The organism is Actinomadura sp. NAK00032 (assembly GCF_013364275.1).
Lineage (GTDB): Bacteria > Actinomycetota > Actinomycetes > Streptosporangiales > Streptosporangiaceae > Spirillospora.
Genome location: NZ_CP054932.1, coordinates 7,452,022 through 7,464,996, shown reverse-complemented (window position 1 = coordinate 7,464,996; position 12,975 = coordinate 7,452,022). Strand labels below are relative to the sequence as shown.

Here is a 12,975-nt window from a genome sequence, read left to right as displayed (position 1 = left end):
TATGCTGTCGACCAATATCAATGGCGGCATTCGAGGAGGGTTCGTGGCATCGGACGGAGAGACGTCGGGCCAGGACAAGCTTGCCCGGGTCAACACGAGCATCCCTCATCCCGCCCGCGTCTATGACGCCTGGCTCGGCGGGAAGGACAACTTCGCCGCCGACCGTGCCGCCGCCGAGGCCGGGCTGAACGCTTTCCCGTCCACGGTCAAGTCCGTCCGGGCCAACCGCGCGTTCCTGGCGCGGACGGTGGAGTACCTGGTGGCCGAGGCCGGAATCCGCCAGTTCCTCGACATCGGCACGGGCCTGCCGTCGGCGAACAACACCCACGAGGTCGCCCAGGCGATCGCGCCCGAATCCCGGATCGTCTACGTCGACAACGACCCGATCGTGCTGGTCCACGCCGAGGCGCTGCTGAAGAGCAGCGGGGCGGGCGCGACCGACTACATCGACGCCGACCTGCGGGACCCCGCCACGATCCTCCAGGAGGCGTCCCGCACGCTGGACTTCAGCCGGCCGGTGGCGGTCATGCTCATCGCCGTGCTGCACTTCGTCTCCGACGAGGCGGACCCGTACAAGCTCACCGACACCCTGATGGCCGCGGTCCCGCCGGGCAGCCACCTGGTGGTGTCCCACACCGCGAAGGACATCTTCCCCGAGGAGATGGCCGCCTTCGAGCGGGCCATGAACGAGAACTCGGCGGAGAAGGTCACGCTGCGCGACCGCGAGCAGGTCACCGGGTTCTTCCACGGGCTGGACCTCATCGAGCCCGGCGTCGTCGAGGTCCCCCGCTGGCGCCCCCGCTCCGACCTGGAGGCGTCCGCCCCGGCGGCCCTCTGGGGCGGAATGGCCCGCAAGCCGGCCTGACGCCGGTCAGCCCTCGTTCGAGCCAGCGCGCCGCTCATGGCGCGCACGTGCGAGACGGTAGGCCGCGTCCAGCAGTTCGCGGACGGCGGCTTCAGTGCGCGGGCCCGGGTTCACCACCGCCAGCCAGCCGGCGGTGCCGTAGACGGGATGGGCGATGACGGTGTCGGCGGCGCCGGCGTCGACCTCCGCGCCGGCCGGCTCGCGCGGCGCGTGGCCGGTCCACCGGATGAACGCCTCCTTCCCGGCGGAGACGTTCACGCGGAAGGCGCCCGGCCGGTCCAGGCGCGATGTGTCGTCGCCCGGATAGTCCTTGGTCACGAGCGTCGCGAAGGGCTGGGTGTTCGCCGGGACGACGCCGTCGGGCGAGTAGTAGAAGAACGTGTCGGCCCAGCTGATCTCCGGCGACCCGTCGCCCGGCCCCGGCCTGGAGGCCAGGACGCCGTCGAGGCCCGCCATGAATTCGATGATCTCGTCCGTCGTCATGTGTTCTAGCCTGGCATTGAAGTGCTTGTGGAGACTTTCGGACCGGTACTGAGGGGCTTCGGGGTGTCAGGTCTCAACTCGCGCGGCATGCGCACCGTGGACGTCGCGCGGCGCGCCGGGTACTCCGTCCAGCAGGTGCGCAATCTCGAACGCGACGGCGTCCTGCCGCCGGCGACGCGCACGGCCACGGGCTACCGCGTCTACGGGGAGGTCCATGTGCGTTCCGCGCTGGCCTACCGCGCCCTCGCGGCGGGCGCGGGCCCGGTCGAGGCCAAGAGGATCGTCCGGGCCGTCCACCAGGGCCCCGCGTCGGAGGCGCTCGCCATGCTCGACGCGGTGCACGCACGCCTCCACACGGAGCGCGGGGAGGTACGGCTGGCCAGGGAGGCCGCCCGGACGATCACCAGCGAGCCGCTCGGCGACGTCCGCGCCTCGGACTCCATGAGCATCTCCGAACTCGCCGCCGCGCTCGGCGTGCGCCCCTCGACGCTGCGGCACTGGGACAGGGAGGACCTCGTCGTCCCCGACCGCGCCCCCGCCGGAGCAACGCGGCGGTACACACCGGCCCAGGTGCGGGACGCGCGGATCGTCCACCAACTGCGCCAGGCCGGCTACCGCATCACACCCCTCCGCGCCCTCATGCCGGAACTGCGGAGCGCCCGGCGGCTGGAGGACGTCGCCGCCGCGCTGGACGCCAGGGACGCCGGCATCGAGGCTCGCTCCCGAGCCCTCCTCGACGGCGCCGCCGCACTCGGCACCCTGCTCCCGAGCGGCGCCGTCTGATGTACTGGGCGGGTTCCGGCCGACGGACGACCTGGGGAGGCGCACGGCATGGTGAACGAGAACACCGCCCGGCTGGCGGTGCTCATCGACGCCGACAACGCGCAGCCCGGAGTCGTCGAGGGACTGCTGGCCGAGGTCGCCAAGTACGGGACCGCGCACGTCAAACGCGCCTACGGCGACTGGACGGGAACGAACCTGCGCGGCTGGAAGGAACACCTGCTCGACCAGTCGATCCAGCCGATCCAGCAGTTCGCCTACACCTCCGGCAAGAACGCCACGGACGCGGCGATGGTCATCGACGCGATGGACCTGCTGTACTCCGACCGCTTCGACGGGTTCTGCATCGTCTCCAGCGACAGCGACTTCACCCGGCTGGCGGCGCGGATCCGGGAGTCCGGGCTCACCGTCTACGGGTTCGGGGAACGCAAGACGCCCAAACCGTTCGTGGCGGCGTGCGACAAGTTCATCTACATCGAGAACCTCGCCTACGACCAGGGCTCGGCCGCGCCCACCGTGACGGCGCTGAAGCCCGCGCCGCCGACGCCGGCCGCCAAGCTCAAGCAGGACACCGCGCTCGTCAACCTGCTGCGCAACGCCGTCGAGGCGGCCTCCGACGAGGACGGATGGGCCCCGCTGGCGTCCGTCGGCCACATCATCACCAAGCAGCGCCCCGAGTTCGACTCCCGCAACTACGGCTACGCCAAGCTGAGCGAGCTGATCACCGCGACGACGCTGTTCGTCCTGGAGCGCCGCAGCCCCGGCGACGGCAAGGCGGCCATCATGTACGTCCGCGACAAACGCCACCAGGACAAGAAGTCCTGAGCGTCACCGGCCGCCGGGGGAGCCGCAGCACTTCTTGTACTTGCGGCCCGAGCCGCACCAGCAGGGCGCGTTGCGTTCCGGAGGCCAGGCGAGGGTCCGGGCGCCCTCGCCGATGCGGTCCATGAGGTGGTCGGCGCGGGTCTGCTCGTCCTTCGGGTCGCGGCCCCGGGCCTCGGCGTACTCCAGCAGGTCGTCCACCCGCGTGGGGAGGACGCGGAGCTTGGACGCGCCGGCCTCGTCGCAGGAGGCGCGCCAGCCCCGTTCGACATCGCGGAAGTAGGACGGGGCGTCGGCCGGAACCGTGCCGTGGACCAGACCCTCGGCGAAGGCTCGGTCGACGTCCGAGCGGACGAAGAACGAGCCCGCGCCGGGCGGCGCCGGCTGCGCGGCCCGTTCCATGAGCCCGGCCAGGTCGCTCCGCCGGTCCTCGGCGCGCTGGTCGAGCGCGTCGGCCGGGAGGCCGAGCGCCCGGCGGACGCGTGACCGTCCGCGCAGCCCGGGCCGGACGAAGAGCTCCGCCTCGCCGCCGTCCGCCACGATGTCGCGGCAGGCGATGTTGAACCAGGTCAGAGCCTCCTCCAGGCGGCCCTGCTCCTCCAGCATCTCCGCGACCAGCTCGGCCGGGCCCGGGTGGACGCGTGCCCGGCCGAGCCGGGCCAGCTCCTCGTCCGCCTCCGCGGTCCGGCCGAGTTCGGTGAGCAGCGAGATCCGCTCCGCGGTGGCGAACTGCGCGTCCTCGCCCCCGTCCCTGGCGATGACATCGTCGTAGATGCGCAGTGCCCGGTCGGGCTCGCCGGCCATGGCCCACTGCCCGGCGGCCTCCAGCAGGATCTCCGCGCGCTCGTCGGGATACTTCACGGCCTCGGCTGCGAGCTTCTCGGCGATGCGCCGTGCCCGTTCCTTGGAATCACCCACGGGAGCACCGTATTGCGAAGCCGCCGGCGGGAGCGGCGCTTCGCGTCAGTCGCGGGCGTTCGGGGCGAAGACGCCGATGCCGTTGGCCACGGCGCGTTCCGTGCCGTCGGACGGGGTGTTGCGGACGGTCACCGAGGCGGCGCCGGGGGCGCGCGCGACGAACGTCGAGGAGCCGCCGCCGTCCAGGTTGACGGCGTCGTCGGCGCCGACCTTGTCCAGGAGGGACGCGAGTTCGGCGACCGTCAGGCCGCCGCTCCGCTCCGACCTGCCGTCCGCCACGACGAGGTACAGGTGCCGGCCGTCGCGGCTGACCCCGGCGGCGGTGCGCGGGGCCGGGCCGTTCGGGCTCAGGCCGTCCAGCGGCGCCCCGTCCCGCAGGATCGGGAACCCGCCGACCGCGAACCGGAAGCGGACCGGGCCGGTGAACCGGTACGACACCCGCACCCGGTCGCCGGGCCGGAGCCGGCGCAGCGCGTCGGCGCCCTTCTCCCGCCCGACCAGCACGGTCGTCCCGGCGGGGATCGCGCCCGCGCCGACCGTGTCGGACACGCCCGTCACCACGCCCCGCCGCACGGTCACCTCGGCGGTGTTCGTGCTGCACGGGGCGCTGCGGACCTCGTCCGTCCCGCAGACGGCGCGCTGCCGCGAGACCTCGCCCCAGCGCGAGTCGAACGCGCCCACCCCACCGACGCGGAGCGCGTACTGGTTGAGCCCGCGCAGGTCGATGGACTTCTTGCCCGACCGGACGGTGCCGGTCAGGTGCAGCCGCGCGACGTGCCCGCGCCGGTCGCGGCCGACGCCGATGACGTCCTCGGTGGACGTGCCGGGCGGCAGCCCCGGCCCGAACCGCTGCCCGTCCGGCACCGCGCCCTTGAGCGGACGGCCGCCGTCCACCGCCGGGCCGGACGACGAGCCGGTCGCCGGCACCCCGGGGTGGGTCTCGCTGATGTTGAAGAAGTCGCCGTTCACCCCGGCCACCGCCTTCTGTGCCCCCGCCATCTCCGACACCGTCCGGCGCGCGGCGACGACGGGCGGACGCAGCAGCCCGACGGAGACCTTCGGGCTGCGCAGGTCGACGTCCAGCAGGTCGCCCAGAACGCGGCCGCCGGTCCCGGACGTCTCGAACGTCCGGAAGGTCACGCCGGGCGCGGTCCGCTCCGACGAGGTGAACCGCACCGGCCCGACCTCGGAGGACGGCAGCGCCCGCGCCCGCGCCTCGGGCCGCTCCCCGGACCCGGCCCCGTCCACCGGCCCCGGCGGCGGCGCCGCGAACGCCGGGACGGCCCCGGCCCCCACCAGTCCGACCACGATCATCCCGGCCACGAACCCGCGCATCGACGCCCCTCTCAACGGAAGACCAGCCCGCTGATCATGGCCCGTCCCCGGTGAAACCCCCACCCGCCGGACGCGAAGACTCACTCAAGAGCAAGTGACGTGTAGGCGAAGGCGCGGCCGGTGATTAGTCAATTACCGACTGTCATTAAATGCGGGCAGCGGGTAAGGGGGAAGCGAGGGAAGGAAAGGGGGCTGTGGTGACAACTGCTCGGGTGCGGCTGCGCCAGGTCGACGCCGAGGACGTCGCCGAGTTGGAGAGGGCGATCAGCGATCCCGCGGTCATGGCGCCGTTCGAGTGGTACGGCTGGCGGGACCGGCACCGGCTGCGGCGGGAATGGGAGCGCGACGGCCTGATGTCGGACGAGCGGGGCGCCCTGATGGCGGAGGGCGACGACGGGCCGCTGTGCATGGTGAGCTGGACGCGGGTACCGACCAGTCCGGCGGCGTTCTGCTGGCGGATCGCGGGTCTGTCGCTCCCGGCCGCGCGAGGTCGCGGTTACGCCGCCGAGACCCTCGGCCTCCTGGTCCGCTACCTGTTCGACTGCAGCCCCGTCCACCGGATCGAAGCCGCCGTCGAGGTCGGCAACATCGCCTCGCAGCGGGTGTGCGAGAAGATGGGTTTCGTCCAGGAAGGGCTGCTGCGCGGCTATACCTTCCGGGCCGGCCAATGGCGCGATTGCCTGATGTTCAGCATCCTTCGTCCCGAGGCCGCCGACACCGCGGGCGAGCCGGCCGTGGCGGCGACGACCGCGGGCTGAGGCGGCCGGGCGCCGCCGTCATGACAGGGCGCGGGACAGGGCGAGCGTCGCGGCGACCACCCCGGCGATCGTGGCGTGCCGGTGCGACCGGAGATGCCGCTCGTCATCGTCGTGATGCGAGGTCCGGGCGTCGGCGGGGACCATTCCGTCGTCCTGCTGGGCGGCGGCCAGCAGGGCCCAGTCCCCGGCCGGGCAGGCGGGTTCGTGCAGGCAGGCGTCGGCGGCCAGGAGTTCGGCGACCAGGTCCCACTGCTCGACCTCGGCCCACACCCGCACCCAGACCGGCACCCATTCGCGCAGGTAGTCCCGCACGGGTGCTGGCATGCGCTCGGGAACGCGGCCCCAGTCGGTGACGTGGAAGACGGTGTGCGTCACGGCGTAGGCGGTGGCCCAGTCGATGGCCCAGGGCGGCGGGGTCTGGCCGAGCCAGGTCGCCGCGGTGAGCGACGCCCAATGCGGCTGGGGCAGCCCGTCGGGCGGCAGCGCGAGGGTCTCCATCGCGTTGGCGACCGCCAAGCGGTGGTGGGGGACGAGTTCGCCCGTCTGCCAGATGCCGAGCCGGCACTGGTGGACGAGCAGGTCCCGCAGGCGCTCGTGGCGCAGGCCCGCGCGGGCGAAGTGGGCGTAGGACTCCATCGGGTCGGTGAACAGGGGATTGCGCAGCGCGCGCTCGTACAGCAGGTCGCCGTGGCCGAGCCGGGCCCAGGCGTGCTCGACCAGGTCGCCGGCCTGCCGGGTCTGCTCGGCACCGGTGACCGCTTCGCGCCGCACCAGGGACGCGCACAGCGCGATCTCGCCCAGCGCTTTCTGGAACGAGGCCGGGCCGTCCGCGAGGTGCTCCGTTCCGGGCATCGCGGTGCGGGTCTTGTGCAGCCAGCCGAGGCCCGCGCACAGCACCCGATGTGCGGTGGCGGCCGCCTCGCGCCTCATGACCGTCCTCCCGTCCGGCCCAGCAGGTGGGAGGCGATCCGCAGGTGCAGGACGGTGCGCGGGGTGCCGTCGCATGCCGTGATGTGCTCGATCAGCAGCGCCGTCCGCAGCGGCGGCGCGTCGTGGCCGGGCAGTGCCAGCCAGCGGGTCAGCGCGGCGGCGACGGGAAGGTCCCGGCGCAGCACCGACCGCGTCGCGCCCCGGGCGATCGCGAGACCGCCGGCGGCGGCGCCGCGGTGCAGCGGGCTGTCCAGACCGGGGACGGCCAGGGCCGCCAGCGCGGCCAGCGCCGACGACCAGGCGTGCCAGTCGCCGCCCTCCGCCTCCTCGGGTGCGGCGGGCGGGGGCAGGCCGGCCATGTGCGCGGCCGGCTCCAGGCCGGCGCCGCAGTCACCGGCCAGCCGCACGACCGCCCAGTCCCGGGCGCGCCGCAGCCGCTCCGCCGCGCCGTCCGCGCCGGTCAGCGGGAAGACGTGCAAGGCCTGCTCCAAGACCTCGGTGTCGGCCGCGCCCAGCGGAGTAGCGCCGAGCAGATGCGCCGACAGCAGCTCCACGTCCAGGATCCGCACGGCCGCCAGCGCGGCCGTGCGGTCGGCCGTCTCGGCGGCGAACTCGGCCAGCCAGCCCGGGCCCCGCAGGCCGTGCAGGACCTGCGGAACCCGGGTGGCCAGTTCCTCAGCCGCGCGCCCGTAGTCGGCTCGGGCGTGACCCGTCACAGCCATGGGCGGCCGGCTCCCTCGTCGGTCAAGGAAGGATGATGAGCGGCACGCACCGCTCCTCCTCGAGCGGGGCGCCGCTGACCGGGGCTTCACCGCGCATCAGCTCGGCCATGACCGTCGCCTGCTCCACCTCGGCGGCCAGGTCCGTCTTCCGCGGCCGAGGCGTCTCCATGGTCATTTCCATGCTCTGCTCCCTTCCATTCGGAGATTGGTTGCGCCGCCCCTTATCAGGGACGGCCGACCGCCCTCCTACCCGCCCTCTCCAGAGCCTCACCTAAAGCATTTCTATAAAATAGGCAGGCTGCGCCCGGCGACCGGTGCCTATCCCACGGCCGAGTCACAAAAGATCGAGGCTAGAAGTCGTAACGTACAAGGCGTCCGGTTTTTTGCGCGGCGGGAAAGTGTTTGGTCAGTGCGACGGCCAGGCGCGTCTGCCAGCCGAAACGGGCCATCTCCGGTACGCCGAGGAAAGCCTGCTGCTTGCCGAGGCGCAGCCCTGGAACCAGCGATTCGACCGTTGCGGGATCGTCGATACCCCAGCCTCCGGGCCTCGCCCCGGTCGCCCGCAGCGCCTTTCGATGGCGGCCGAGCCGCATCGCCAGGGAACTGCACGCGTCGAACATGACCACGCCGCGGGGAAACCGTTCCACGATTCTGGTGAACAGGTCGACTCCCTCGGCCTCGGTGAGGTACTGCACCATGCCCTCGGCGACGACAACGCCGGGACGGTCGGCGGGCACTCGTGCCAGCCATCGCGGGTCGGTGACCGAGCCGCCGATCGTGTGGTGGCCGGGATGCTCCCCGTACAGCCGCCGGCGCAGTTCGATGACCTCCGGCCGGTCGACGTCGTACCAGCGGACGCCGGGCGGCGGATCCACGCGCCGGGCGCGGCAGTCCAGGCCGCATCCCAGATGCAGCACGGTCGCGTCCGGGTGGTCGGACAGCGCCTCGCGCGTCCAGCGGTCGAAGTAGGCCGAGCGCAGCGCGATCGCCAGCGCGGAGTCGCGGGAGACGCCGAGCCGGGCGAAGTCGTAGTCGAGACGTTCGACGGCGCCCTCGGCGTCCAGGTCCACCAGCACCGGGTCCGCCGCGCGACTCGCTACGGCCTTGCCGTACAGCGTGGCCAAGGTCGTCTCCGCGACCCCGCTCAGCCGCACCTTCTCGCGTTCGATCATGTCCTGCCCCCTGCCGGCCGTCACCCGCAGCGCTCATCCCCAGGCGAGACGCGTTCATACAGGTCAAAAGCCTGAATGTGACCGGCAGGCGGGCGGCCGTGGACGCCGCCCCGAGGGCCTCCAGCGCCGTGCGGCAGTCGTCCGAGTCCGGCGACCGGACGCGGCCGTCCCCGAGAACGACTACGGGCGGAGCCGGACGTGTTCGGGACGCTCGATCTTGAAGCCGAAGGCGTCGAGCGGGACGCCGCCGAACCGTTCGGCGATCGCCAAGGCGATGCGTCCCGCCTGGTGGAGATGCTCGTCCGGGATCGGCGGCGTCCCGTCTTCGAGCGCGATGCCGCACTCCAGAGCGGGATACCAGGTCACCAGCGGCGGGGCCGCGGCGAAATCGAACGCCAGCCTGGACGAGCATTCGACGGTGACCGGCCCGTCGTCCTTCGGGCGGTAGGACCAGTGCTGGAAGCCCTCGTCCTCGTCCTCGTCGTGCTCGATCTCCGCGGCGCCCACCAGCGGCATGACGACTTCGTGCATCTCCTCCGCCGATACCGGTTCCTCAAGGAGCGCCGAGGCCACGTGATCGACCCACTGCGCGTCCTCCTGGCCGGGACGGTCCGAGGGGTCCTCCACCTGCAACGACCAGAGGTCGAACCACCGGTCATCGGTCATGACCGCGCCGTCCAGGACGCCCGTGCCGTCCAGGGCGTGCGCCATGCCCAGGGTGAACGGCAGCACGAACTCCGTCCGGAATCTGCCGACCGCCGCCCTCGGCGGACGGAGGTCTTTCACGATGTAGGCCGTAGAGCGGTCGATGGGCAGTCGCGCCTTCGCGGTCAGCCCGGGGTCGAGCGCGATCGGGCCGAGGAGATGCAACTCGCGAAGCTTGATCTTCCCGCTGACGCGTTCCGCGGACGGATCGTACCGCCGGACCGCCGCCAGCAATTCGTCCTCAGGCATGTCGCGCAGCAGGAGCGTCGGCCCCCCACGCAACTGCCTGGCCAACCGCGATCCCAGCACCCGCTCCACCTCCACTAAAGGGAAGGGCATGGGCCGCTATCCGGAAGAACGCGCCCCGCAGCCAACCCTGTCAGAGGACGCAGTGCCCCGCGCCCCTTTTCGGCGCCATCGCTGCTCCGCCCTGTGAGGTTCGGACTCGCTCGCCCGTTCCGGACGTTTTGAACGAGCGCCAAGGAGACGAGGTCGCAGGCGACAGTGCCCGGCCCGCCGAGAGTCCCCGGACATGCCAGCGGCCCCGCCAGAAGGCGAGGCCGTTCGCGATACCAGGAGTCAGAGGTGCAGTTCTCCCTGCTTGAGGGCGGTGATGAGCTGGGCGAAGCTCTCTGCGGAGAGCGTGATGTGTCCGGCGTCGGGGGCCTTGCTGTCACGCACACCGATCACGCCAGTAAGAGCGGCCAGTTCCACGCACCCATCGCCACCGCCGGCGCTGCCCCCGCTGCGGCTGGACTTGCGCCATACAGGTGGATTCACTTCATGGCCTCCATAAGCTCACGCAGGAGACTCCGGGTCGAGTCTCGAGACAGGGCATCATCCCCTATCAAATCCCACCGTAGTCGGTACGCCCTGACCTTCGTCGGATCAGATACCAGGCGCCCGCCGTTGACGGCGGGTGACCAGGCATGTTCCGCCTGGCCGATCCTCAAGATCGCGAACGAACCGTCGACCCCTGCATGGGCGGCCTTCGCCTTTGGGAGAGCCCTCACCACGACTCCCTTGCGTTGGCTCAAGTCCAGCAAGTGACCAAGTTGTGCCCGCATCACTTCGGGCCCGCCCACAGGATCCTCTAGAACCGACTGGCGTACGAATAGACGGAACTCGGGGGCATGGGCGGCCTCCCAGACCTGCCGCCGCTCCATCCGGGCCGCGACGGTCTCCTCGACGTTGTCGACGACCTGCGCCCCTTCGATCAGAGCCCGCGCGTAGTCCTCGGTCTGGAAGAGCGCGTGTATGACGAGCGCGGAGTAGGCGCTGATCGCCTCGGCCCTCTGCTCGTACCGCGTGTACTGGTCGAACCAGTTCGGATCATGAACAGTCTCCGCGTGTCGGTGAATTCGGGCAAAATGGCCGCGAGTGCGCCAAAGCTGGTCAAGAATTTCGGCCTTGCGTTCGGGGACTTTTGATGTGCCCGATTCATAGTTCGAAACCGTGGAATCGTCGACGCCCAGGATCTCGGCGAGCTGGGCCTGTGACAGGTTGCGTTCGAGGCGCCATATTCGCAGGTCAACGGCCAGCCAGTGCCACGGGTTGTTGTCCGGATCGAGCCGGTCGGCCTTCCCCATTCAAGATCCTTAATGTTGATATTCCTGACTGAAAGAAGACAAGCGTAACCGGCTGACGTCAGTCTGTGGGCAGAAACGGAGACCGCGAGGAGGGCAGTCGATGGCCGCGATATCCATCATGGACATAGATCAACAAAACATGCTCAGTGAGACGTTCCGGGCTTATCCGGAGACCGTCTATCTCGCGCGGGAGCTCGTGCGCAGTGCACTCGCCTCCTGGGGGCTCGGTGCCTTCGAGGGCGACGCCTGCCAGATCATGACCGAACTCGCGTCGAACGCGGCCCGGCTCTGCAAGGGCAGGAGCATCCGCGTGTGGACCAGCCGCATCGACCAAGGTGTCGAAATGTGCGTGTGGGACGACCACCCCGGCCGGCCCGTGATCCAGCAGCCCCACCTCTTCGACACGTCCGGACGCGGTCTAATCCTGGTCCAGGCGTTCGCGTCCGGCGGCTGCGGATGGTTCGCGATCGGCGAGGGCAAGGCCGTGTGGGCGCGGATCGCCATCGACCACGGGTACATGCTCGACGCCGCACGCAGGGCAGGGCGCCCGGTCATCGGAGCACTGAGTCACGTCGACAGGCCGCGCACGCCGCTGCACTCATAGACTGCCCCCGCCCTGCGGACGCGTCCCACCAGTTCCCCCAGCTCGGTGGGCTTCCCCCGCAGCCCGCAGGGCGGGCGGCGACCACACTGAGCGTCGTCCTGGACGGGGCTCAGAACACGGGAAATGCCAGCCCGCGCCGCCGCCCGCACAGGCCTGTGCGGCTCCAGATCATTTAAGCCTCAACCAGCTTCATCAGGGCTTCCCGCTTGCCGGAGGGGGCGTCGCGCAGCACCTGTCGGGCGCGCAAGAGGGCGTCCACATCGGCGGTGGCGGCGGCGACCTCCGCGGCAACCGAGTCGATCTTCCCGAGCCCGGCATCGGCAAGCCAGCGAGACACCTGTGCCCAGGAGTAGAGCTTGACGCGACTGCCGCGATGGATGACCGGAGCGGGAAAACCCCCAGGCCCGCGCTGACCGGTCGTCCAGTGCCCTACCGCCGGAGCGGACCTGCTGGTCCTCTCGGCGATGTCGTCGATGGTCACCAGGTCTTCCATGACACCGGTCACCGACAGCCCGCTGCTCTCGCTGTCGTCGATGGCCGACAGGATCGCCCCGACCGCGTTGCGCGCCTCGCGTGAGAACAGGATGCTGCCGCCGTGCTCGTCGCCGGAGAGTTGACCGTCACCGCAACGCGAGTAAAGCCGTTCCGCGGCCTCCTCAAGGTCGCTCACCGGACCGACCTCAAGCTCGAACCAGTAGGTGCTCATCAGTCCTCTCCTTCCTGCCGTTCGGTCACCTTGGCGTTGTGCTGTCGCATCCGCCTCCGGATCTTCTGTGCCTCATGTTCGTCAACGTCGGGGGTTCCGTTGATCGAGAAGGGAGGAGCGCAGCAGCCAGGGCCGCCAGGGCAGGACGCCCTCGCAAAGGCGTGCGCCCGTCCGCTCGTGTAGGTGACCTTCCAGCCGGCGTCCTCTAACTCCTTGATGGCCGCCCGCGTATGCTTTCCCGGCATGTAGCGATAGTACTACCCAAGTAGAGCTAGATTAACACGCCCGTTTGATCATGCCCAACCCTGTTCCCCTTGCTGGGGTCGGGCGCCCCGGTGACCACGGCCGGCGGCAGTGTCCGTACCTCGGCCGCGCTCCAGGCCCGCTCTGCGGTTCCTGCTGGACAACGCAACAGAGGCGCCGCACATGCGACGCCTCTGCGAGTGGTAGGCCGGGCGGGCCCCCCTCGTCCCGCCCGGCCCAATATCAAGAACTCATCCAGTCATGTGGATGCACGCCACCAGGACGGCGGGCGCCACGGTGAGTACCAGAGCGACAGGTAGAATTTTATTCAAGAAGCGGGCCA

Annotated in this window: 17 protein-coding genes; 5 read left to right on the top strand and 12 right to left on the bottom strand. The window is 70.9% G+C overall.

The window, feature by feature from the left end; genetic code table 11:
- The first annotated feature begins 43 nt into the window (after window positions 1-43).
- Window positions 44-865, top strand: coding sequence for an SAM-dependent methyltransferase (locus tag HUT06_RS34075; RefSeq protein WP_254715524.1), 822 nt, complete (start codon window positions 44-46; stop codon window positions 863-865).
- A gap of 6 nt (window positions 866-871) precedes the next feature.
- On the opposite strand, the gene HUT06_RS34070 is transcribed toward HUT06_RS34075, so the two are convergent.
- On the bottom strand, window positions 872-1,348 hold the full coding sequence (locus HUT06_RS34070; protein WP_176199466.1) for a DUF6194 family protein: 477 nt from the start codon (window positions 1,346-1,348) through the stop codon (window positions 872-874).
- Window positions 1,349-1,411: 63 nt separating this feature from the next.
- On the opposite strand from HUT06_RS34070, the gene HUT06_RS34065 reads away from it, so the two are divergent.
- Both HUT06_RS34065 and HUT06_RS34060 read left to right on the top strand, forming a co-directional pair.
- Window positions 1,412-2,131, top strand: a complete 720-nt coding sequence (locus HUT06_RS34065; RefSeq protein WP_254715523.1) for a MerR family transcriptional regulator — start codon at window positions 1,412-1,414, stop codon at window positions 2,129-2,131.
- Window positions 2,132-2,179: 48 nt separating this feature from the next.
- Window positions 2,180-2,953 carry an NYN domain-containing protein gene (locus HUT06_RS34060; RefSeq protein ID WP_176199465.1) on the top strand — a complete coding sequence of 258 codons (774 nt, stop codon included), beginning with the start codon at window positions 2,180-2,182 and terminating at the stop codon, window positions 2,951-2,953.
- Window positions 2,954-2,956: 3 nt separating this feature from the next.
- Here the strand turns inward: HUT06_RS34060 and HUT06_RS34055 are convergent, their stop codons facing one another.
- A complete protein-coding gene (locus tag HUT06_RS34055) occupies window positions 2,957-3,868 on the bottom strand; it encodes an SEC-C domain-containing protein (RefSeq protein WP_176199464.1) in 912 nt (303 codons plus the stop codon).
- A 45-nt stretch (window positions 3,869-3,913) separates the two neighbouring features.
- Window positions 3,914-5,203 (bottom strand): phosphodiester glycosidase family protein, encoded by a 1,290-nt coding sequence (locus tag HUT06_RS34050; RefSeq protein WP_217711572.1) that lies wholly within the window; start codon window positions 5,201-5,203, stop codon window positions 3,914-3,916.
- A gap of 197 nt (window positions 5,204-5,400) precedes the next feature.
- Between HUT06_RS34050 and HUT06_RS34045 the strand changes: the two genes are divergently transcribed.
- On the top strand, window positions 5,401-5,961 hold the full coding sequence (locus HUT06_RS34045) for a GNAT family N-acetyltransferase (protein ID WP_176199463.1): 561 nt from the start codon (window positions 5,401-5,403) through the stop codon (window positions 5,959-5,961).
- Between the two features lie 18 nt (window positions 5,962-5,979).
- Here HUT06_RS34045 and HUT06_RS34040 read toward each other — a convergent pair whose 3' ends face one another.
- From HUT06_RS34040 to HUT06_RS34010, 7 genes are all read right to left on the bottom strand, one after another.
- The gene (locus tag HUT06_RS34040) at window positions 5,980-6,891 is read right to left on the bottom strand and encodes a hypothetical protein (protein WP_176199462.1); all 912 of its coding nucleotides are present in this window, start codon (window positions 6,889-6,891) and stop codon (window positions 5,980-5,982) included.
- Complete coding sequence (locus tag HUT06_RS34035) at window positions 6,888-7,613, bottom strand: hypothetical protein (protein WP_176199461.1); 726 nt, start codon at window positions 7,611-7,613, stop codon at window positions 6,888-6,890. The genes HUT06_RS34040 and HUT06_RS34035 overlap by 4 nt, the downstream gene beginning before the upstream one ends.
- A 22-nt stretch (window positions 7,614-7,635) precedes the next feature.
- Complete coding sequence (locus HUT06_RS34030; protein ID WP_176199460.1) at window positions 7,636-7,794, bottom strand: hypothetical protein; 159 nt, start codon at window positions 7,792-7,794, stop codon at window positions 7,636-7,638.
- Window positions 7,795-7,963: 169 nt separating this feature from the next.
- A complete protein-coding gene (locus tag HUT06_RS34025) occupies window positions 7,964-8,785 on the bottom strand; it encodes a class I SAM-dependent methyltransferase (protein ID WP_176199459.1) in 822 nt (273 codons plus the stop codon).
- Window positions 8,786-8,965: 180 nt separating this feature from the next.
- Complete coding sequence (locus HUT06_RS34020; protein WP_176199458.1) at window positions 8,966-9,739, bottom strand: hypothetical protein; 774 nt, start codon at window positions 9,737-9,739, stop codon at window positions 8,966-8,968.
- 330 nt (window positions 9,740-10,069) lie between these two features.
- Window positions 10,070-10,270 carry a DUF397 domain-containing protein gene (locus HUT06_RS34015; protein ID WP_176199457.1) on the bottom strand — a complete coding sequence of 67 codons (201 nt, stop codon included), beginning with the start codon at window positions 10,268-10,270 and terminating at the stop codon, window positions 10,070-10,072.
- Window positions 10,267-11,079 carry a helix-turn-helix transcriptional regulator gene (locus HUT06_RS34010; RefSeq protein ID WP_176199456.1) on the bottom strand — a complete coding sequence of 271 codons (813 nt, stop codon included), beginning with the start codon at window positions 11,077-11,079 and terminating at the stop codon, window positions 10,267-10,269. Before HUT06_RS34010 ends, HUT06_RS34015 begins: the two co-directional genes overlap by 4 nt.
- 100 nt (window positions 11,080-11,179) lie before the next feature.
- Between HUT06_RS34010 and HUT06_RS34005 the strand changes: the two genes are divergently transcribed.
- Window positions 11,180-11,683, top strand: a complete 504-nt coding sequence (locus HUT06_RS34005; protein WP_176199455.1) for an ATP-binding protein — start codon at window positions 11,180-11,182, stop codon at window positions 11,681-11,683.
- Between the two features lie 172 nt (window positions 11,684-11,855).
- On the opposite strand, the gene HUT06_RS34000 is transcribed toward HUT06_RS34005, so the two are convergent.
- Window positions 11,856-12,389 (bottom strand): hypothetical protein, encoded by a 534-nt coding sequence (locus HUT06_RS34000; protein ID WP_176199454.1) that lies wholly within the window; start codon window positions 12,387-12,389, stop codon window positions 11,856-11,858.
- Entirely contained in the window at window positions 12,389-12,634 is a 246-nt protein-coding gene (locus HUT06_RS33995; RefSeq protein WP_176199453.1) for a hypothetical protein, read from the bottom strand. Before HUT06_RS33995 ends, HUT06_RS34000 begins: the two co-directional genes overlap by 1 nt.
- Window positions 12,635-12,975: the final 341 nt, after the last annotated feature.

Coding starts and splice junctions, on each gene's coding strand:
- HUT06_RS34060 (WP_176199465.1), top strand. CDS start 2,180: ATGGTGAACGAGAACACCGCCCGGCTGGCGGTGCTCATCGACGCCGAC.
- HUT06_RS34035 (WP_176199461.1), bottom strand. CDS start 7,613: ATGGCTGTGACGGGTCACGCCCGAGCCGACTACGGGCGCGCGGCTGAG.
- HUT06_RS34005 (WP_176199455.1), top strand. CDS start 11,180: ATGGCCGCGATATCCATCATGGACATAGATCAACAAAACATGCTCAGT.
- HUT06_RS34025 (WP_176199459.1), bottom strand. CDS start 8,785: ATGATCGAACGCGAGAAGGTGCGGCTGAGCGGGGTCGCGGAGACGACC.
- HUT06_RS34040 (WP_176199462.1), bottom strand. CDS start 6,891: ATGAGGCGCGAGGCGGCCGCCACCGCACATCGGGTGCTGTGCGCGGGC.
- HUT06_RS34010 (WP_176199456.1), bottom strand. CDS start 11,079: ATGGGGAAGGCCGACCGGCTCGATCCGGACAACAACCCGTGGCACTGG.
- HUT06_RS33995 (WP_176199453.1), bottom strand. CDS start 12,634: ATGCCGGGAAAGCATACGCGGGCGGCCATCAAGGAGTTAGAGGACGCC.
- HUT06_RS34050 (WP_217711572.1), bottom strand. CDS start 5,203: ATGCGCGGGTTCGTGGCCGGGATGATCGTGGTCGGACTGGTGGGGGCC.
- HUT06_RS34020 (WP_176199458.1), bottom strand. CDS start 9,739: ATGCCTGAGGACGAATTGCTGGCGGCGGTCCGGCGGTACGATCCGTCC.
- HUT06_RS34030 (WP_176199460.1), bottom strand. CDS start 7,794: ATGGAAATGACCATGGAGACGCCTCGGCCGCGGAAGACGGACCTGGCC.
- HUT06_RS34000 (WP_176199454.1), bottom strand. CDS start 12,389: ATGAGCACCTACTGGTTCGAGCTTGAGGTCGGTCCGGTGAGCGACCTT.
- HUT06_RS34070 (WP_176199466.1), bottom strand. CDS start 1,348: ATGACGACGGACGAGATCATCGAATTCATGGCGGGCCTCGACGGCGTC.